Genomic DNA, 20087 nt, shown 5'->3' with positions numbered 1-20087 from the left:
CCCCCTCTGGGGATAAGGGGTAATGGGGACTGGGAAGAAGGAATAAAGGTGTACTGAGTTTTTTTCACGCAATCAAATATGAGTCCTATAATACTAATTAATTCAAAAGGCGTTGCATAAATGCGGGATGAATTGGCGGTTGAAACCATTGAAAATTCCTTCCAAATTAGGTGAAAACATCCCATGATTCAGCAACGCCATTCAAAAAAATGAATCTATGAATCATGCACAAGTGTAACGCCACCTCACTGTCTGATCAGGCAAGTCCAACCAACTTGGCGCTGAGTTCCCATAAGCGATCGCCTTTGTCGTCATCACGAGCTTGAGGAGAGACTTTTTGCACAAAAGATTTGCCATCTTTCTTCTGGCGATTTCCCCAACTCCAATAAACACCGGATTGATTATACTCAGGATCGGCAACCACGGCAGCAACCCGTTCTCCCGCCAACTCCTGAGATACATATCCCCCAGTGATGTACTTCTGGAATAATGGAAAGATTTTCTGAAACAGGGGATAGTGGTTTCTAAATAGCGGCGTTTCTGCAACACATCCCGGATAGAGAGAATTGAAGATGATACCAGTTGACTGGTGATAGCGCTCGTGCAGTTCTCGCATAGTCAGCACGTTGCAAACCTTGCTATCTTTGTAAGCTTTAACTGGTTCAAATTTTTTGCCATCAATCATCGATATTGGCTCTTGAAATCCTTCTGCAAAGCCTTGCAAATCGCCTAAGTCGGGACGTGGTGGAATCTTTCCACCTAGTTCGTCTGGATTGTGGGTGACGGTTCCTAAAATTACCAGCCTTGGTTCTAAAGATGACTTCTTCAGATCCTCTATCATCAGGTTGCACAATAGGAAATGACCCAGATGATTGGTAGTGACAGTTAACTCGTAACCTTCTGGACTGCGTAACGGCTCTTTGATTAAGGGCATATAAATTGCAGCGTTGCACACCAAAGCGTCTAAAGACTTGCCAGTGGCTCGGAAGTTCTTCACAAATTGTCGAACACTTTCCAAAGAGCCAAGGTCAATATGTATGCTGGTATAACTGTTGTAGGGGATTTCCACACTTTGGGCTGCTTTTTGTGCCTTCGCTAAATCCCGACACGCTAATACGACATACCATCCCCTTTCAGCAAGAGCTTTTGCAGCATACAAACCCACCCCTGAAGAGGCACCCGTAATTACAACCGTTGGCTTTTGATGTTGTTCCATTCTGTTCAGCTCCCATTGACTGTCTCTAGAATCTCATACCAGCGAGCCATCGTTGTCACCAGGTTTTTCAGGGCTGTATTTCGGCTGAACTAACGCCCTTCTATCACTTTGGTGAAAACAATAATCGAAGCAGAAAACTGAAACTATGACTAAATCAAGGTTTGAAGCTTTATTTTCTAACATAATAAATTCAAAAATATAGCCTAAACTTGGAAAGTGAGGTTCGTAAGCCTTGCAGCGATTGCTTTCTCCAAAAGTGATGGAAAAGGGCTAAGTAAGTGGGCGAGAAAATTCCCAAGTTTTTTACGAAATGTAAATACAGCACATACTTTACAAATTCGTTATTTCACAGTTTTTACAAAACTAAACATACATTGGTTTTATCGTGCTTGCCGACTTAACCTCTATACAAAAAACCTTCAAAAAAGTAATTACAATCACATTTTTGGTATACTACTGATGAATGCGATATCAACTTTTTTTGTTTTTAAATATTTTTTCTTCAGATATATTTCAGATGTATATTACTACTAGGCTGAAAAGTATAAGTAAATTGCCTAGCTGTTTAACAATTTATTTTCTGTGGATAAGCTTCTACAATCTGTAAAAAAAATTCTCCAAGACAAGCCTCTCGATCCAATTCAGTGGTTTGTACTTTATCAATCGTGTTTGGGTAAAACTTATGGTGAGATGGCAGAGGTGTCAGGCTACGGCAACAATTACATCAAGGAAGTTGGTTCTGAGTTGTGGCAAGACCTTTCGATCGCACTTGGAAAAAGAATAACGAAAAAAAATCTACATTTAGCTTTGAATAAACACTTGCAAGACGAGATAGGTAATCAAGAAAATCAGATCCAAGAAAAGTTTGGTGAAGAATCTAGTTTAGAAATAATTTCTCCAGACTTGTTTTCAGCAAGCAAGATAGAATTTCCTAGCGGCCCTGTAGCACTAGATTCTCCTCTTTACATCAATCGCCCTTCCCTGGAAGAAGTTGTTTGTAACGAGATTTTACATCCTGGTTGCTTAATCCGGCTCAAAGCACCTAGAAAGATGGGAAAAAGTTCTCTGCTGAATCGGATGATTGCTTATGCTAGAGAGCAAGATTATCAAACTGTTTATTTGGACTTTCAAGAAGCTGACCGAGATGTTTTTGTTTCCCTGGATAAATTTTTGCGTTGGTTTTGTGTAAATGTCAGTAGGCAGTTAAATCTTCTTCCTTGTGTAGATGATTTTTGGGATATAGAAATGGGCAGCAAGGTAAGCTGCAAAATCTATTTTGAAGCATATCTGTTGCAATACATTAATGATAATCCTGTAGTTTTGGCTTTGAATGAAGTCCATCGGATTTTTGAATATCCCAATATTGCCCAAGACTTTCTGCCAATGCTGCGATTTTGGCATGAACAAGCAAAGCAAGATCGGATTTGGCAAAAACTGCGGATGATAGTGGTTCACACCACAGAAATTTATATTCCGCTTAAGCTCAACCAATCGCCTTTCAATGTAGGGATAACAATTACACTGCCACCATTTACCCTTAAGCAAGTACAAAGTTTAGCATTACGTTACGGACTAGATTGGGCAGGAAACTTGGAAGGGGAAAAACGCCTTGCACCCCTACAAGCAATGGTAGGGGGTCATCCTTATCTGGTGAGCCTTGCATTTTATCATTTATGTCAGGGAGAAATGACGCTAGAGGTGTTATTAGAAACTGCATCTACACCAGTAGGAATTTACGGTCAGCATCTACGAGAACTGTTGACCCTACTGCAAGAAGAACCAGAATTAATGTCAGCTATGGAACAGGTAATTGCAACAGATGAAAAAGTAGAGTTAGACGCGATCGCTGCTTATAAACTAGAAAGTATGGGTTTGGTTCAACTAAACGGCAATCAAGCTAGTGCCATGTGTGAGTTATATCGTCTTTATTTTAGTCAGCAGTTTGGAAAGCAAAATAATGCTAATGTTTATCGTGAATTTACCAGCTAGTTTTGATTGTTCATAGTAAACACTAAAGTTCTGATTACGAACCTAATTACTTATCGATATTATCAGAATTTTCTTAATTGTCACAATCCAAATGTGTTGATTGAGATATAGAATAAACTTAAAATTAAAAATCAATTAAATGAAAAATTATCGATATCAAGTTGGTGGTACTCTCACTAATGATGCTCCTAGCTATGTCGAGCGCAGAGCAGATGTGGAACTTTATGAAGCTTTGAAACAGGGTGAATTTTGCCACATCCTAAGCTGTAGACAAATGGGTAAATCCTCACTTATGGTAAAAACAAAGCACCGCTTGCAAAAAGAGGGCTTTAAATGTGCCACCGTTGACATGACTAATATTGGTTGTGAAAATATAACTCCAGAGCAATGGTATAAAGGAGTTGTCGGTGACTTATGGTTGAGTTTTAAACTGTTAGGAAAAGTTAATTTAAAAACCTGGTGGCAAGAACAAAACGATCTTTCTTTGGTTCAGAAAATCAGTCGGTTTATTTCGGAAGTTTTATTAGCTCAGTTTCCTAACGAAAGGCTATTTATTTTTATTGATGAAATTGATAGTATACTCAATCTCAATTTCTCTGTTGATGACTTTTTTAACATGATTCGATTCTGTTATAACCAACGAGCAATTAATCCAGAGTATCATCGAATAACATTTGCAATTTTTGGGGTTGCGACACCTTCAGACTTATTTATATATGGTAATAATACTACCCCGTTTAATCTTGGTAAAACTATAGAAGTTAATGGTTTTACCTTTGAAGAAGCTCAACCACTATCCTTGGGATTAGATATTAAAGACAATCACCCTCAGAAAGTTTTGAAAGAAGTATTAGCTTGGACAGAAGGACAACCATTTCTTACTCAAAAGCTGTGTCGGCTACTTGTGAGTTTATCTCAAGATGATATAGGTAGAAAGCTAAAAATTCCCCCTGGTACAGAAGAATTTTGGATAGAAAATGTGGTGCGATCGCACGTCATTGAGAAATGGGAATCACAAGATGAACCGGAGCATTTGCGAACTATTCGCGATCGCATCCTCAGAAACGAAAAATATGCTGCCAGATTGCTAGGAATTTATCAACAAATCCTTCAAGGAGTGAAAGTAACAGCCGATGATAGTCGAGAACAGGTAGAACTTTTGCTATCTGGTTTGGTAATCAAAAAACAAGGTTTTCTCCAAGTAAAAAATCGAATTTATCAAGAAGTTTTCAATTTAGAATGGGTTGGGAAAAAACTAGCTTACTTGCGTCCCTACTACGAAAACTTCAATGCATGGATAGCCTCAGAGGAAAAAGATAAATCTCGCCTATTACGCGGACAAGCCTTGATAGATGGGCAAACTTGGGCAAATTGTAAAAGCTTGAGCAACTTAGATTATCGATTTTTAGCTGCTAGTGAAGAATTAGATCGGCGAGAAGTACAGCAGGCTTTAGAAGCTGAACGCGCTCAAGAAGTAGAAGCACGACTTGCAGAACAACAAAAAAGGCTGGCTCAACAAAAGAAAAATGCCACAATAGTGACACTTTTGCTCGTGGGGATGACCATCAAATTAGTGATTTCTATAGTGTGGGGAGTATCGCTTTTACGAAAGATTGATGTTTTAGAATCACAGTTAAAATGCACCGATATTACTACAACCCTGCAATTTCCTCACTGTCCAAAGTCAAGAGCCTCTAAAGAAACCTCAGAATAACGATTGTTAAAAAAACTTAGTTAGGGACTCAGTTGGAAATTAGCTAACTTTCCTTTCATCGTTAAACACTTCTCTAACAATCTCAACAGAGCCAAAATCCCCGACTAAAGAAACACAAGTCCGATCGAAGCTGCCGATGATGTGAGTTAAAATCCTGATATCTTCAATAACTGCCCACGCAGAACGGCCCCGAAAAAGCGATCTTTTGTGTATAAAGGTTGATTGAGTGCGATAAGTTAATATGAATTTGATGAAGTTAAAAAAGCAATAAAGGTAAAACTTGTAAGTTTATATCTTACGAGTTCTATTATCAACCAAAATAATTAACAGGATGAAGCGATTGAGTAACCTAGATAGAGTTTTAGATGCCGCAATGGAGCTTACTTTAGAGCAGCAAGAAATGCTGGTACAAATTCTCAAAAGCAGAATTATTGAAAGTCGGCGAGATGAAATTGCGTCAGATGCAGCAGCTTCCATTGCTGAATTTCAAGCAGGTAGGCTCAAAATCCAGACTGCTGCCGAAGCAATTCAAGAATTACGGGAATATCTCAATAACCCAAGTGCAGCCGATGTATAGGTTAGTTATCACGAGCAAATTTAAAAGAGCTTTCCGAAAATTTACTCGTCGTAATGCTGACTTACAGGCCAGAATAGAAGAAACTATTGCTGCTATGGAGAATGACATATTTGCAGTCAACTTGGGCACTCACAAGCTAGAGGGAAAGCTCTCAGGGTTGCTTTCATGTTCTTGTGGATATGATTGTCGCGTTGTTTTCTCGCTGAAAACCGATGAAGAGAGTGGGGAACAAGTTGTTCTTTTGTTAGATATTGGTACTCATGACGATGTTTATTAGCTCAATACAAGTGCGATCGCCTATCTTATAACAACTGTCTTGAAATTCAAGCGTGGGCGTAGCCCATCGTAGACATCGCATTATGTATGATGATTGATTTAGTGGGATGGCAAACAGAAACGTAGGTCTGGCCAAAGCTGCCGATGATGTGAGTTAAAATCCTGATATCTTTAATAACTACCCACGCAGAACGGCCCCGAAAAAGCGATCGCTATGCTTCAGTATCCCCATCTCGAACAAGCGCTAAAATATCACTTCGGTTATGACCAATTCCGCCCCGGACAACGGCAAATTATCGAAGATGCGCTGCAAAATCGAGATTTAATGGTTGTGATGCCGACTGGTGGGGGGAAATCTTTGTGTTTTCAGCTACCAGCGTTGTTAAAAAATGGGCTAACGGTGGTGGTGTCGCCGTTAATTGCTTTGATGCAAGACCAAGTAGAAGCATTGCGAAATAATAATATTAATGCGACATTTCTCAATAGCAGTTTGAACGCTTACCAAGTGCGATCGCGGGAAGAAGCCATCCTCGGCGGTAAAGTAAAATTACTCTACGTCGCCCCGGAACGTCTCCTCAGTGAAAGGTTTCTCCCGTTTATCGATTTAGTTAAAGAAAAAATCGGTATTTCTAGCTTTGCTATTGATGAAGCGCACTGTGTTTCGGAATGGGGACACGATTTTCGTCCAGAATATCGCCAGTTAAAATCTCTGCGGAAACGTTATCCTGATGTGCCTACAGTCGCTCTCACCGCCACAGCAACCGATCGCGTCCGTAGTGATATCATTCAACAACTAGGACTAAAGCAACCAAGCATCCATCTTGCCAGCTTTAACCGTGAAAATCTTTATTACGAAGTTCGTCCTAAAACTAAATATGCTTACACTGAATTATTAGAACTAATTCGAGAAACTGAAGGTTCGACAATTATTTATTCTTTAACTCGTAAAAAAGTTGATGAATTAACTTTTAAACTACAAAATGATAAAGTTATTGCTTTGCCTTATCACGCCGGATTAAGTGATGAAGAACGTAGTAGCAATCAAACGCGATTTATTCGAGATGATGTCCGGGTGATGGTGGCAACAATCGCTTTTGGAATGGGAATTAATAAACCCGATGTGCGGTTGGTAGTTCACTTCGATCTACCCAGAAATATAGAAAGTTATTATCAAGAATCGGGTAGAGCAGGTAGAGACGGAGAACCATCTCGATGTACAATATTTTTCAGCTTTGGTGATGTTAAAACAATTGAATGGAGTATCGATCAAAAAACCGATCCTCAAGAACAGTTGATTGCTAAACAACAACTGCGGCAGATGATCGATTATGCTGAAGGCACTGATTGTCGACGAACAATTCAACTGGGTTATTTTGGCGAAAGGTTTCCTGGAAATTGCGGTAACTGTGACAATTGTCGTCATCCCAAACCCGTGCAAGATTGGACAATTGAAGCCATGAAGTTTTTATCTTGTGTGGCGCGTTGCAAAGAAAGGTTTGGAATGCTACACATAATTGATGTGTTGCGAGGAGCAAAAAAAGACAAAATTATCCAGTACGAACACGATAAACTTTCTACCTACGGTATTGGTAAAGATAGAACTGTAGATGAATGGCGAATGTTGGGGCGATCGCTTTTACATCAGGGGTTAATAGAACAAACTAGCGATGGTTACTCAGTTTTAAAACTAAATGCCTTAAGTTGGCAAGTCATGCGAAAACAACGCACAGTTTCCTTAGCTGTAACCATAGTTCAAAAGATTACCTGGGAGCCGGAGAGTGAAAAAGCAGAAGTTGCAGAAATATTATTACAGAAATTGCGATCGCTACGCAAACAATTAGCTGATGAGCAATCTGTACCACCTTACGTCATCTTTCACGATTCCACTTTAAAATTGATGGTACAAGTGCAACCCCAAAATTTAGCTGAATTTGCCAAACTTTCTGGTGTAGGTAGTCACAAACTCGCTCAATATGGCGAAAAGTTCATTACAGAAATTCGCGCCTACCGCCAAGAAAAAGGTTTGCAAAATAAATCTGCTACTTCTGTATCATCTCCCAAATCATCTTCTTCTTACACCGAATTGCAGACATTACAATTGCATCAACAAGGTTTAAATATCGCTCAAATTGCCCAAAAGCGCAATCTTAGTCCAGCAACAGTTAGCAATCATCTAGAAAAACTTATTGAGAAAAATCAGCCAGTTGATTTAAATCAATTAGTACCTATAGAACATCAACAAAAAATTTGGCAAGTTTTAGAAGTACTCGGTGATATTTCCCTGACTCCCATCAAAGAACAATTAGGAGAAAGCTACACTTTTGATGAAATTCGTTTAGTACGGAGTAAGTGGCGGCGAGAAAATCGTAAATAAAAATTAAATTTTAGAGGATGTTTTCAAAGTATAGGGCGAATAATTGAGACTTTACAAATATCTTTTTAACTTGCTCCGAATGCACCCTTATGGCTGCAACTGAAGATGAACTAAAAGTCTCCGAAAAATGGGCCGCTTTTTATAGTGCCATCGGGCATAGTAGTCTGGTAAACAAAATTCCCATAACTCCCAATAATGTTTGGAGCGATGTAAGCATCTCTGAAGTTAGTTTTAATCAGAATAGCGAACTCAAAACTACTGATGTTTGCTCCACAGAAGACAGCACTACTAGCATTCATCTGAGCCAAACTGGTTCCTCCCAAATCGGCTTCAGTCAAGTCGCACCAAGACAAGTTGGCGGAATATAAATTAGCATCCCTGACAATAGCACGTTTCAACCAAGCGCCTTCCAAGGAAACACCAAACAAATCAGCTCCAGTCAAATCGGCTCTACACAGATCGGCTTGTCTCAAATAGGCTCCGCGCAAATTGATATCTCTCAAAATAGCGCCTTCGAGGTCAATCGAACTGTCAAGGGGAACACCCTCAGATTGAATCAACTCAATCCCAGCGAAGTTTCGCTCTCCATCAGCATACCGAACCAGCAACTCCTCAGCAGTTATTTCCCAAGGCATGATTTAACCTCCAAGTTTTTTCTCATCTCAAATATATGGATGTCTAAGCCTTTATGGGCGGTTTATGTCTAGAAAAAAGATAGCCCTGTTGAGTATACTCTGTGAATTTTCAAACATCCTTTTATGATTAAAATACAAAAGCCAGATTAAAGGAGTTAGCCAATGAGCGAGACGCTTAATACAGGAGTACGCTGGACAACTCACGATGTAGAACTCTTCGCAGAAAACGAAGGGACGCGTTACGAGATAGTTGATGGAGAATTATTTATGACTAGGGCACCTCACTTTAAACATCAGCAAACTTGTGGCAGAATTTTCCAACAGCTTAACATTTGGTCAGATTCTACTGGTTTAGGAGAAGCTGTAATCAATCCCGGCGTTTTGTTTTCAGAATCAGATAATGTGATTCCTGATGTAGTTTGGGCTACTAAAGAAACCTTGGCGCTAACATTAGACGAAAAAGGACATTTTACTGGCGCACCAGATTTAGTAGTCGAAGTCTTGTCTGAAAGTAAATCAGACGAAAGACGGGATAAGGAAGCAAAACTTAAACTTTATTCTTCCAGAGGAGTAAAAGAATATTGGATTGCTGATTGGCGATCGCGTAAACTAGAGGTCTATCGGCGCGAACAAAGTCAACTGAATTTGGTAGCAACCCTATTTAGTAATGATAATATAATTTCTCCGCTATTGCCTGATTTTAGCTGTACTGTAGACCAGTTTTTCCCTGTATAAATTTTAGTTGAATGGAAAAACAGCTTTCATTCTTTTCCCAAAACACAATCTGTATAATTTATTGTTCAGATATCGCCTTGCACCAATAACTAAGTTTTCTCCTCATCAAGGCGATATCTCTAGCTCGTCAGTTTACATTAAGAAAAACTGGGAATTTCAGAGTTAGAATCTTGTGATGTCATAGCAGACTTTGAAGACTGAGTGTTTTGGTTTTTGCCAGGTAGAATTACAGATAGCAGCTTAGGCAGTGCTAGACAGGCAACAGTATTTAATATCGTCAGAAATATACCATCTATCAAACTCATATACTAATCTTCTCCGTTTGAAAATTGGTGGTGACTATATTTATTAGTTTGAAGCAAAAACAGTAAAATTGCGTAAAAAGAGAATTTAGATTTATTTTAGAGAATATAAGCTAAATAAATATATTTTTATCAAAACAGAATAAAAACGTCAGTTGCCATAATTGAGTTGGGTATTTTGACCGAAAAAGCAGATAGCGTCGCGTCAAGATTGCTGAATCCTGAATTTTGAATTCTGACTTCTTTTTCAAGTCTTCTGGCTTCCTACTCTGAGATGTGTTAGGGGGTCAAACCCCCTATTCACCAGATATATTCTCGTAGAAGTCAAAGAACTGAGTCTATAGGTAGAGAGCAAATTAAAATTGCCATATCTATGAAATTGGAGCTAGACATGAATGAAAAAATCTCATTTTTATCTATCAAAAGGATGAGATATAGATATAACAATTTCCTATATCTAAAGAAACTAAATGTTTGTTTTTAACCTATCTGACAGAAGATGTTAAAAAAAATTAGACATAGTAAATTAAAATCAATAATAATCAAAGTTACTAAACAATTCAGGTAAGTGTGCTATACACGTGCTTGGAACAACCTAAAACTTTGTTAAAATCAGCAACACACAAACTATGAACTCTACCACCGAAAAACGTATCGCCTTGATTTCCGTCCACGGAGACCCAGCGATTGAAATAGGGAAAGAAGAAGCTGGGGGACAAAATGTTTATGTGCGCAATGTAGGTGAAGCACTAGCGCAGCTGGGATGGCAAGTTGATATGTTTACCCGCAAAGTGAGTCTGGAGCAAGACTCGATAGTTGAACATAGCAACAATTGTCGAACTATCCGTTTAAAAGCTGGCCCCCTTGAGTTTGTGCCGCGAGATGAAATTTTTGAATATCTGCCAGAATTTGTGGATAATTTCCTCAAATTTCAAATAAAAAACGATTTTACATACGAATTGGTTCATACTAACTACTGGCTCTCTAGTTGGGTGGGGATGCAGTTAAATAAAATCCAAAAGAGTAAACAGGTTCACACCTACCACTCATTAGGAGCAGTCAAGTACAACACTATAGAAAATATTCCTTTGATTGCTAGTCAGCGATTAGCAGTGGAAAAACAAGTGTTGGAAAAAGCAGAGCGAATTGTAGCGACAAGTCCGCAAGAACAGGAACACATGCGATCGCTAGTTTCCACAAAAGGCAATATCGATATCATTCCCTGTGGTACAGATATTCAGCGCTTTGGCTCCATTGGACGAGAAGCAGCTAGGGCTGAATTGGGGATTGATAAAGAAACCAAAGTTGTACTATACGTGGGGCGCTTTGACCAACGCAAAGGTATAGAAACTTTGGTACGGGCGGTAAACGAGTCTCAACTACGCGACTCCAAAAATATCCAGCTAATTATTGGTGGTGGTAGCACTCCAGGTAACAGTGACGGCATTGAGCGCGATCGCATTGGGCAAATCGTCAACGAATTGGGAATGAGCGACTTTACCACCTTTGCAGGTCGTCTGAGTCAAGATGTTTTACCAACTTATTACGCTGCTGCCGATGTTTGCGTTGTTCCTAGTCACTACGAACCCTTTGGACTCGTGGCGATCGAAGCGATGGCAAGCGGTACACCAGTAGTAGCAAGCGATGTCGGCGGACTTCAATTTACTGTAGTTAATGAAGAAACTGGTTTATTGGCTCCACCACAAGATGTAGAGGCTTTTGCATCTGCTATTGACCGAATTCTCTTAAATCCAGAATGGCGAGATGAATTAGGTAAAGCTGGTAGAAAGCGCGTCGAAACTAAGTTTAGCTGGGATGGTGTTGCCAATCAACTGAGTGAACTTTACGCCCAACTGTTGCAGCCACAAACAGTAGCATCAACAGCAAAAGAACTAGTACACTCAACCGCCGAACTAGTGCAATCAGCAGCAAAAGAACTAGTACACTCAACCACCGAACTAGTGCAATCAGCAGCAAAAGAACCAGTTTTAGCTGCTAAATAACGCTTTTGTTTAACAGATAATGGTGAGTGAGTAACTCGGATAATATTTTGGGTTTAAATTTGGTAGCGTAGGCGTAAAGCCTGCGGCATAGCTACGCTTCGGGCGTAGCCTCTCCAAGAGTTGCCCGCCGTAGGCATCGCCTGAGCTTGGAAAACTCAACACCAAAAACAAACTGTATAAAAAACGAACTTATCACTTAAACGCAGAAGCTTATCTTATGATAATTTCTGCGTTTTTTGATTCGCAGCTATCACCAAAGCAAGTAACCGCTATGATAGGTGAGGTCTGTTATGCTTTAACTAAACAAAAATAAAAGCATAGCGATCGCTACCATTTGAATGTTAACAACTAATCGCTTTGCAACCAGTTGACTTTACCACTCTCACAGCTGCTTGTAGCGAAATCCGCGCTAACTGGCTACCATCACGCTTAGAACAAGTTTACCAGCGCGATCGCTACACGATCGCTATGGCATTACGTACCTTAGAACAGCGAGATTGGCTACAGATTTCTTGGCATCCCCAAGCTGCACATATTTGTATTGGCGATCCGCCACCGCGATCGCCTGATACCTTTACCTTTAGCCAACAATTAATACACCAATTAGGTGGTTTGGCACTGGTGGCGATTCAAGCGATCGCTCCTTGGGAGCGTGTGATTGATTTACAATTTGCCCGTCGTCCTGGAGAAAGCGCTCTATATCATGTCTATGCAGAAATCATGGGCAAGTATAGCAACGTCATTCTCACCGACGCTAACAATATAATTATCACCGCCGCTCATCAAGTCAGTCAGCAACAATCTAGCGTCCGTCCTATCCAAACCGGACAATTTTATGAAACACCACCGAAACTAACTGGAAGTGTCCCCTACTTGAGTGAATCTCAAGAACGTTGGCAAGAACGGGTAAGTTTAGTACCAGGAGCAATCAAGCGGCAATTGCTCAAAAGTTATAGTGGCTTGAGTGCTGCACTAGTGGAGTTAATGCTGCTAGAAGCAAATATCGCATCAGAAACATCTACCAATACTCTCAACCCCGACGACTGGCGACGGTTGTTTGAGCGTTGGCAAGAATGGCTGCAAGCTCTAGATTCCAAAGAATTTCAACCCGCTTGGACAAAAGATGGTTACACCGTAATGGGTTGGGGTGCAGTTGAAAAGGTCAAAAATATCCAGGAGTTGCTCAACCGCTACTACAGTAACCAAATTGACCAACAGTTATTTTCCCAATTGCGCCATCAGTTGAGTCAGAAATTGAATAATATTCTGACGAAATTACGCAATAAAGCTCAAACCTTTCAGACGCGCTTGCAGCAATCAGATCGAGCCGATGAGTATCGCCAAAAAGCAGATTTATTGATGGCTCACCTGCAAAACTGGGAACCGGGGATGAAAGAAATTATCCTTGCTGATTTTGAGACAAATTTGCCAGTAGCGATCGCTCTCCAGCCAGATAAAAATGCCGTCCAAAATGCCCAAAGTCTTTACAAACAGCACCAAAAGCTGAAACGCGCTCGTGCTGCCGTGGAACCGCTATTATTGGAAGTACAGACAGAAATTGAGTATTTAGAGCAGGTAGAAGCTGCGATCGCTCAGATAGACACCTACCAAACAGCAGAAGATTTGCGAGCTTTAGAAGAAATCCGCGAAGAGTTGATTGGGCAAAAGTATCTAGAAGATCCAGAATACCGCAGTCGCAGTGCAAACGAACCTCCCAGCACTAACTTTCATCGTTACCTTACCCCTGGCGGCTTTGAAGTATTAATCGGTCGTAACAATCGCCAGAATGACCAATTGACCTTTCGTGTAGCAGGGGATTATGACATCTGGTTCCACGCTCAAGAAATTCCAGGGAGTCATGTATTACTACGTCTAGAACCGGGTGCTGTGGCAGAAGAAGCTGATTTGCAATTTGTAGCTAATCTCGCTGCATATTACAGTCGCGCCCGTCAGAGTGAGCAAGTACCAGTAGTTTACACTCAGCCAAAACACGTCTACAAACCCAAAGGAGCAAAACCCGGAATTGCCATTTACAAGCAAGAAAGCATACTTTGGGGAAAACCGCAATTAACAATTCAAAATTCAAAATGACGCTCTCTACTTCACCAAAACCTAAATCAGTTATTTTAGTTTTTCTTTGCTTGCTTTTTTCTCTGGGTGCAAATTGATTAAATAAATCAGCTTTGAGTTGCCCTTTCTAAATGGGAATTTACTGTGCCTTCAAGATGATGTATTTTTTGATTTTGAACATATATAACAGCTTGCTCAAGTTGCTTACTGCCCAAGGAGAATATACCATATCCTTCTTGCCAAGTAAATTTTTCTGATGTAGGGCAAAGATTGTGATTGAAATGGTGAGAACTACTTCCTTTAATTTTTTTCACAAACTCTGCGATCGCGATTGTTGGGGGGATAGATACTACTAAATGTATGTGGTCTTCAATACCTCCAATGGCATGGAGTCTACAATTTAAACTATTGGATTTATTAATGATGTAATTATAAAGCTCAGTTTCTTTATCGGAGGTAATTAGAGGTTGGCGTTTTTTTGTTGCCCAAACAATATGATAATAAAGTCGCCACAGAGACATAATATTTTTTAAATTTTGTATTTATTTACATACATTTATGTTTCCCATATTGCTAGAAAAAATTATCATATTAGCAATGTCCGTCAGCCAGGGAAGTAGGAATCAGCAAATCAGCCAGTTCACGAAGCCAGCCAGGGCAGCAGCCAACGGCAGCCAGCCAGCCAGGGAATGAAATTCCCTGTCTGAAAGCTAAAGTCGTTTGAAGACGACTATCTGAAACTAGTGAACAATTAAACCAAGTTTTTTCTAGTCCTCTTCTAGAGGACTTGCACTATTAGACAGGGAATTCTATTCCCTGGCTGGCTGGCTATTCTGGCTATTCTCTGGCTATTCTCAATTCGGTAAACTCTCAATCCGCATCAAATCCAATTCGCTCTCAAATATTTCATCAATTGGCAACATTTGACCATCAACAGTCATAAATTTATGGTCTTTTGTTGCCCGAATCACTGAACCATCTTCCAAGCAGTACTCAAACACCTCTTGTTGTCCGCGATCGTGCCACTGTGCTACAGGTTGCGTGTAAATATTTCCATTATTATCAATACTGTACACACTGCATTCAATGCCTTTTTCTACAATTTCTCCAATCGGCATTAATCCATATTCTACTGTCAATATTTCCGTATCATAGCTTAAACAATATTCAGCAAACTTCAACATTTGCTCAAATAATTCATCCGCAACTTTTTTCTGAACGCCGTTTTTTGCTGCGCCATCCACAAATTTTTCTCGCTGCTTTTGCATCTCAGAAACTTTCTTTTTACCCATCGCCCGACGCAGCAAGTCAGCTTGTCCTAAAGAATATCCCGCCATATCTTGAGCAATTTTCATGATTTGCTCTTGATAGACCATAATTCCATAAGTTTCGTCTAATATTGGTTCCAGAATAGTGTGTGGATAATCAATATTTTCTCGACCATGTTTACGGTCAATAAACTTAGGAATCAGTTTCGCATCTAATGGCCCCGGTCGATAAAGAGCCAAAATTGAAGAAATATCTTCTATATTAGAAGGTTTCAAATCTCGCACGATCTGACGCATCCCAGAAGATTCTAATTGAAATATCCCTTCTAACTCACCTGCTTCTAATAGTTCATAAGTTTTTTGTACATCTTTTGGGAGAGTGCTATGTTCGCCTTTAGCTAATATCTTTTGGGCTTTTCTTTCTTGGCGGGGAATTTCATCAGGATCGACCCGATATCCTCTCGTTTCTTGAATTAAGTCAAGGGTTTTTTGAATCAGCGTTAGGTTCCGCAAGCCTAGAAAATCCATTTTCAATAAACCCATTGATTCCAGGTCTTCCATGAAATATTGGGTAATCACGGAACCGTCATTATTTTTTTGCAGCGGCACAATTTCATCAAGTGGATCGGCAGAAATTACCACACCGGCTGCATGAACACCAAAGGTTTTGTTAGTTCCTTCAATTCGCATCGCCATATCAAGCCAATGGCGAACATGGGGTTCTCTATCATATTTCTCTTTAAACTCTGGTTCTGGGGTTTTATCGGAAACCATCACTTTGAGTTTTGTTGGTTTTCCCCGCACCACAGGAATCATTTTCGCCATTTTGTCAGCTTCCCCATAGGGAATATTTAATACTCTGGCGACATCTTTCAAAACTGCTTTAGAAGTTAGACGGTTAAAAGTAATAATTTGGGCAACTCTATCTGCACCATATTTCTCAGTGACATAATCAATCACTTTATCCCGTTGTTCAATACAGAAATCCGTATCAATATCAGGCATTGATTTCCGTTCTGGGTTCAAGAAACGCTCGAATAATAACCCATGATGTACGGGATCGATATTAGTAATTCGCATCGCATAAGCGACTAATGAACCAGCCGCCGAACCCCGACCTGGCCCTACAGGAATATTATTATCTCTAGCAAATTTGATGTAGTCCCAAACAACTAAAAAGTATTTGGAAAAACCCATCTGCTGAATCATTTTAAGTTCGTATTCCAATCTTTCTTTATAGACGGAATCGACTTCTTGGCGAGATTTGCGATTTAACCGTTCTAACAGTCCACTCCATGCAACATCTTCGGCGTAAGTGTCAGCAGTATGACCAGAGGGAATGGGAGGTGTAGGAATTTGAGGCTCACCCATAATATGGTAAGGCTCAACTTTATCGGCTACTTCTCCAGTAGTAGCGATCGCTTCGGCAATTATATCATCCGGCAAATGATCGCGAAATAGCTGCTGCATCTCCTCACCAGATTTGAGATACTCTGTGCCGCTATAACGCATCCGCTTATCTTCAATAATTAGCTTGTTAGTTTGAATGCATAGCAAAGCATCGTGCGCTTCAACGTCAAAACAAGATATAAAATGTGAATCATTAGTAGCAACAATTTTTATACCTAGCTCTCTAGCAATTTTTACTATTTCTACATTCACAATCCGGTCTTCTTGAGAGCCGTGGTCTTGAATTTCTAAATAATAATCATCACCAAATACATCTTTATACCATTGGGCAACTTTTCGGGCGGCATCTGGCCTATTACTAAGAATTGCTTGGGGAACTTCTCCACCCAGACAAGCGCTGGTGACAATCAAACCTTCATGATATTGTTTGAGTAAATCTTTATTAATACAAGGACGAGAAAAAATTCCTTTGCCTTGAACACCTTGGAGGTGAGAAATTGTAGTTAATTTAACTAAATTTTTGTAACCTTTGGTATTTTTAGCTAAAACGACTTGATGATACTTGGGACGATGACGTTCTTGTTTTTCAAGATCGCCGTTTAGGATATACATTTCATTGCCGATAATCGGCTTAATATTTTGACTACGGCAGATTTTGATCAGCTCAACGGCTCCATACATGACACCATGATCGGTAAGAGCGATCGCTTTCATTCCCAGTGCGATCGCTCGATCTACCAACTCTGGTAGCTGACTTGCCCCATCGAGCAGACTGTAGTCACTGTGAATATGTAAAGGAACAAAGGACATAAGCATCTCCAACCACAAGCCAAGACACCTCTAGGGGCCTACCTTGTGGTATACCCTTTTGAGCTAGATTTTGCAAAGCAACGGAATCTTAGATTAACAGTTTTTAACCAAAATTAAAGCTGTTCTTTTTCGGGAATTATCACTATTATTAGTGTTGTTTTAATAGTTACAGTAGTTAACCAGTATCTAGCCAATGAGTCAAACAGAGAGAACTACTTCGCCTGAAACCAAAGCTAGCCCTTGGTGGCAGCGTATCCCTCTCACGTTGCAAATTCTCATCGCACTAATAGCCGCAATCAGCATCGGAATTGCCCTTGGTGCGGGGAATCCCAATCCCAGCAACGCCGCTTTAATCAATAATTTAGCAATTCCGGCAGAATTGGTGCTAAAGGCTCTCCGCGCCTTGGCTACACCCCTGATTCTGGTAGCAGTACTGCATACTTTAATGACTACCAATATCCCTGGTACAGCCGGACGGCGGTTGGCAGTGTTACTTTTAACTAACACTACCGTAGCTATTTTGGTAGGACTTTTGGTAGCTAATGTACTGCGTCCGGGGACTTGGGGCAATGTAAACACCTCAACAAGTACGGCAATAACTGCTCAAAGTCTCGATCCTTGGGGAATACTCAAAGATGCTGTACCAGAAGCCGTCCTCAAGCCATTGGTTGATAATAATGTCATCCAGTTGATTGTGATTGCCCTAAGTTTTGGCATCGTTCTGCGGGGATTAAAATCTGAACAAATTGCTCAAGGCAAGAATGGATTTCAGCCGATAGAGGATGTCATCGGAATTTTATTTGAAGCGGTAGTCCGCATCCTCAACTGGGTAATTGCCTTAGTACCGTTCGCAGTCTTTGGAATTGTAGCTAAAACTATTGCGATGCAGGGCTTTGCACCGTTTAAATCTTTGGGTGCATTTATCGTTGCCGTATTGTTAGCACTGGTATTGCAAGCGTGCTACTACCTCACCAGAGTAAAATTTGGTTCTTGGGTACACCCGCTAAAATTCCTCGCTGGCGGTTCTGATGCCTTTTTGACAGCTTTCTCAACTTCTTCCTCGGCGGCGGCAATGCCCGTAACCTTTGAGGTCTTGCAAACAAAAGTCGGTTTAAGGGAATCTTCTGCTGCCTTGGGGGCATTAGTTGGGGCAAATTTCAATAATGACGGTACTGCCCTTTATGAAGCAATGTCTGCGTTGTATATTTCCCAACTGATTGGGCAACATCTGAGTCTGACACAGCAGTTAATTGTCATCCTTACCTCGATTTTTGCATCTGTGGGTGCGGCAAATATTCCCAATGCAGGACTGGTAACGATGACACTAGTGTTCACTTCTGTTGGCTTACCTACCCAATACATCGCTTTGCTAGTTACTGTAGACTGGTTTTTGGATCGCTGCCGCACCGCAATTAATGTTATGGGAGATATGACTGTCAGTGCTTTACTTGATGGCAAAAAGCCACGTTCTGTAGACGAGGCTTAGTTTGCCAGCTTTTAGTTGAGTTCAGCAGCTTTTTAAATATCTAATGCTGTTGAGGCCCTTTGGCGTCACATTCTTTAGTCCAGCAACGTTCTAAAAGTTGCAGACGCCAGATCAATACAAAGCGTTGGGGATTCAATACTAATTTAGTATCCCGACTAAATAAGGGCTGGTTCAGATACTGCCAAAGAGGAAATTTAATTTTGGTGTGTTTTGGAGTCATAAGAAGAAGAAAAATAATATAAAAGTTGTGTCTAGGAATTACCTAATACTGTTTTTCTAGTTAAAGGCTACCCTGCGTTTTTGCTATTGTCTTTGTGGCAATTGCGGAATTTCACCAAGTGAATTTATGTTGTTTACGCTTTAATACTGAAATTGCACGCACCATTTTTCTGAATCCATATCCCGTGAAAAGTCATACCATTTCACGAAATTTCTATTACAGATACGTTAGTAAGGGCTTACACAATAAGACTTGTAATTAGGACTTATACACTCTACAAATCACCTATAATATGTGTTATGCAAAATGAACCTTTCAGGTGCTGAACACAGCCTTTATTTGGTCGCATATTGACTGTGTTGGGTGTTAGATATGGCTCAAAAGCCAAAATTACCTACAGTATGTATGTATTGTATGTAAATCCTAGTGATTTATGCTACCAACTATGAATTTACAGTCAGTTCGATCAAAAGGCTGGTTCTACAGTAATTATTGGTTCTTTAAGGCAGTGATAACTGGCCCCTCGATTTTGATACTAGACGATAGTGAAATTAGCAGCAGTCAGAGTTGCCAAGATTTCATCAGTAGTAGTCACGATGATGTTGTGACAGCAGAAACTCAGTTGTCTGAAGGTTAGACCACCAGACAAGCTGATTAAATTGTTGTCTTTGTAGAAGTCGGTAATAATATCAGTACCTTCTCCAGGGGCAAAGACAAATTTATCCCGGTCATTGCTAGCCTTCAGGATATCGCTCGCTACCAAGACCACCAGACAACAGGTCGTTACATTGACGCCACAGAGGTGTCTTTGCAATTACCGGGGTGCTTTGGAATACATCGTTACTGTTGCCTTCAAGTTGGCGATCGCCTACTTGGACAGTAATAACTCAAGTTGCTAATCAAAAACTACCTCTTTTTAAGTACAAAAGTTTCAAATATTTTATTTGGCTATAGGACTCATATTTGATTGCGTGAAAAAAACTCAGTACAGCTTTATTCCTT

15 protein-coding genes and 1 pseudogene are annotated in these 20087 nt (G+C 40.3%); 9 read left to right on the top strand and 7 right to left on the bottom strand.

From position 1 onward, the window contains the following. Positions 1 to 256 precede the first annotated feature (256 nt). Positions 257 to 1216 (bottom strand): protochlorophyllide reductase, encoded by a 960-nt coding sequence (locus RMZ95_RS33080; protein WP_322674328.1) that lies wholly within the window; start codon positions 1214 to 1216, stop codon positions 257 to 259. 582 nt (positions 1217 to 1798) lie between these two features. On the opposite strand from RMZ95_RS33080, the gene RMZ95_RS33075 reads away from it, so the two are divergent. The 5 genes from RMZ95_RS33075 (at position 1799) to recQ (ending at position 8146) form a co-directional block, all read left to right on the top strand. Next, the gene (locus RMZ95_RS33075) at positions 1799 to 3205 is read left to right on the top strand and encodes an AAA-like domain-containing protein (RefSeq protein ID WP_322684074.1); all 1407 of its coding nucleotides are present in this window, start codon (positions 1799 to 1801) and stop codon (positions 3203 to 3205) included. 139 nt (positions 3206 to 3344) lie between these two features. After that, the gene (locus RMZ95_RS33070; protein ID WP_322684073.1) at positions 3345 to 4919 is read left to right on the top strand and encodes an AAA-like domain-containing protein; all 1575 of its coding nucleotides are present in this window, start codon (positions 3345 to 3347) and stop codon (positions 4917 to 4919) included. A 331-nt stretch (positions 4920 to 5250) separates the two neighbouring features. After that, positions 5251 to 5496 (top strand): hypothetical protein, encoded by a 246-nt coding sequence (locus RMZ95_RS33065; RefSeq protein ID WP_322674325.1) that lies wholly within the window; start codon positions 5251 to 5253, stop codon positions 5494 to 5496. Beyond that, positions 5489 to 5773 (top strand): type II toxin-antitoxin system YafQ family toxin, encoded by a 285-nt coding sequence (locus RMZ95_RS33060; RefSeq protein ID WP_322674324.1) that lies wholly within the window; start codon positions 5489 to 5491, stop codon positions 5771 to 5773. Before RMZ95_RS33065 ends, RMZ95_RS33060 begins: the two co-directional genes overlap by 8 nt. A gap of 213 nt (positions 5774 to 5986) precedes the next feature. After that, the gene (gene recQ, locus RMZ95_RS33055; protein ID WP_322684071.1) at positions 5987 to 8146 is read left to right on the top strand and encodes a DNA helicase RecQ; all 2160 of its coding nucleotides are present in this window, start codon (positions 5987 to 5989) and stop codon (positions 8144 to 8146) included. A 110-nt stretch (positions 8147 to 8256) separates the two neighbouring features. On the opposite strand, the gene RMZ95_RS33050 is transcribed toward recQ, so the two are convergent. After that, positions 8257 to 8781, bottom strand: a complete 525-nt coding sequence (locus RMZ95_RS33050; protein WP_322684070.1) for a pentapeptide repeat-containing protein — start codon at positions 8779 to 8781, stop codon at positions 8257 to 8259. 162 nt (positions 8782 to 8943) lie between these two features. Here RMZ95_RS33050 and RMZ95_RS33045 point away from each other — a divergent pair, with 162 nt between their 5' ends. Further along, positions 8944 to 9516 (top strand): Uma2 family endonuclease, encoded by a 573-nt coding sequence (locus RMZ95_RS33045; protein WP_322684069.1) that lies wholly within the window; start codon positions 8944 to 8946, stop codon positions 9514 to 9516. Positions 9517 to 9653: 137 nt separating this feature from the next. Here the strand turns inward: RMZ95_RS33045 and RMZ95_RS33040 are convergent, their stop codons facing one another. Further along, the gene (locus tag RMZ95_RS33040) at positions 9654 to 9821 is read right to left on the bottom strand and encodes a hypothetical protein (protein ID WP_322684068.1); all 168 of its coding nucleotides are present in this window, start codon (positions 9819 to 9821) and stop codon (positions 9654 to 9656) included. 626 nt (positions 9822 to 10447) lie between these two features. Here RMZ95_RS33040 and RMZ95_RS33035 point away from each other — a divergent pair. Then, positions 10448 to 11683 (top strand): annotated as a pseudogene (locus RMZ95_RS33035) (glycosyltransferase family 4 protein); the annotation flags it as partial. Positions 11684 to 12178: 495 nt separating this feature from the next. Further along, positions 12179 to 13912, top strand: coding sequence for an NFACT family protein (locus tag RMZ95_RS33030; protein WP_322684067.1), 1734 nt, complete (start codon positions 12179 to 12181; stop codon positions 13910 to 13912). An 86-nt stretch (positions 13913 to 13998) separates the two neighbouring features. Here RMZ95_RS33030 and tnpA read toward each other — a convergent pair whose 3' ends face one another. Then, on the bottom strand, positions 13999 to 14412 hold the full coding sequence (tnpA, locus tag RMZ95_RS33025; RefSeq protein ID WP_322684066.1) for an IS200/IS605 family transposase: 414 nt from the start codon (positions 14410 to 14412) through the stop codon (positions 13999 to 14001). A gap of 333 nt (positions 14413 to 14745) precedes the next feature. Then, positions 14746 to 17379: a DNA polymerase III subunit alpha gene (locus tag RMZ95_RS33020; RefSeq protein ID WP_322684065.1), complete on the bottom strand. Its 2634-nt coding sequence runs from the start codon at positions 17377 to 17379 to the stop codon at positions 14746 to 14748. A gap of 193 nt (positions 17380 to 17572) precedes the next feature. Here RMZ95_RS33020 and RMZ95_RS33015 point away from each other — a divergent pair, with 193 nt between their 5' ends. Then, complete coding sequence (locus tag RMZ95_RS33015) at positions 17573 to 18865, top strand: dicarboxylate/amino acid:cation symporter (RefSeq protein ID WP_322684064.1); 1293 nt, start codon at positions 17573 to 17575, stop codon at positions 18863 to 18865. Positions 18866 to 18905: 40 nt separating this feature from the next. On the opposite strand, the gene RMZ95_RS33010 is transcribed toward RMZ95_RS33015, so the two are convergent. Both RMZ95_RS33010 and RMZ95_RS33005 read right to left on the bottom strand, forming a co-directional pair. Then, a complete protein-coding gene (locus tag RMZ95_RS33010) occupies positions 18906 to 19085 on the bottom strand; it encodes a hypothetical protein (protein ID WP_292785777.1) in 180 nt (59 codons plus the stop codon). 535 nt (positions 19086 to 19620) lie between these two features. Then, positions 19621 to 19854 (bottom strand): hypothetical protein, encoded by a 234-nt coding sequence (locus tag RMZ95_RS33005; RefSeq protein WP_409884418.1) that lies wholly within the window; start codon positions 19852 to 19854, stop codon positions 19621 to 19623. Positions 19855 to 20087 lie beyond the last annotated feature (233 nt).

This window comes from Nostoc sp. DedQUE07, assembly GCF_034530975.2.
GTDB lineage: Bacteria > Cyanobacteriota > Cyanobacteriia > Cyanobacteriales > Nostocaceae > Nostoc.
This window is presented reverse-complemented; position numbering and strand designations above follow the sequence as displayed.

Bases quoted from the DNA above. Each gene is read 5' to 3' on its own strand.
- RMZ95_RS33070 (WP_322684073.1), top strand. From the start codon at position 3,345: ATGAAAAATTATCGATATCAAGTTGGTGGTACTCTCACTAATGATGCT.
- recQ (WP_322684071.1), top strand. From the start codon at position 5,987: ATGCTTCAGTATCCCCATCTCGAACAAGCGCTAAAATATCACTTCGGT.
- RMZ95_RS33020 (WP_322684065.1), bottom strand. From the start codon at position 17,379: ATGTCCTTTGTTCCTTTACATATTCACAGTGACTACAGTCTGCTCGAT.
- RMZ95_RS33045 (WP_322684069.1), top strand. From the start codon at position 8,944: ATGAGCGAGACGCTTAATACAGGAGTACGCTGGACAACTCACGATGTA.
- RMZ95_RS33050 (WP_322684070.1), bottom strand. From the start codon at position 8,781: ATGCCTTGGGAAATAACTGCTGAGGAGTTGCTGGTTCGGTATGCTGAT.
- RMZ95_RS33040 (WP_322684068.1), bottom strand. From the start codon at position 9,821: ATGAGTTTGATAGATGGTATATTTCTGACGATATTAAATACTGTTGCC.
- RMZ95_RS33065 (WP_322674325.1), top strand. From the start codon at position 5,251: ATGAAGCGATTGAGTAACCTAGATAGAGTTTTAGATGCCGCAATGGAG.
- RMZ95_RS33010 (WP_292785777.1), bottom strand. From the start codon at position 19,085: ATGACTCCAAAACACACCAAAATTAAATTTCCTCTTTGGCAGTATCTG.
- tnpA (WP_322684066.1), bottom strand. From the start codon at position 14,412: ATGTCTCTGTGGCGACTTTATTATCATATTGTTTGGGCAACAAAAAAA.
- RMZ95_RS33060 (WP_322674324.1), top strand. From the start codon at position 5,489: ATGTATAGGTTAGTTATCACGAGCAAATTTAAAAGAGCTTTCCGAAAA.
- RMZ95_RS33080 (WP_322674328.1), bottom strand. From the start codon at position 1,216: ATGGAACAACATCAAAAGCCAACGGTTGTAATTACGGGTGCCTCTTCA.
- RMZ95_RS33015 (WP_322684064.1), top strand. From the start codon at position 17,573: ATGAGTCAAACAGAGAGAACTACTTCGCCTGAAACCAAAGCTAGCCCT.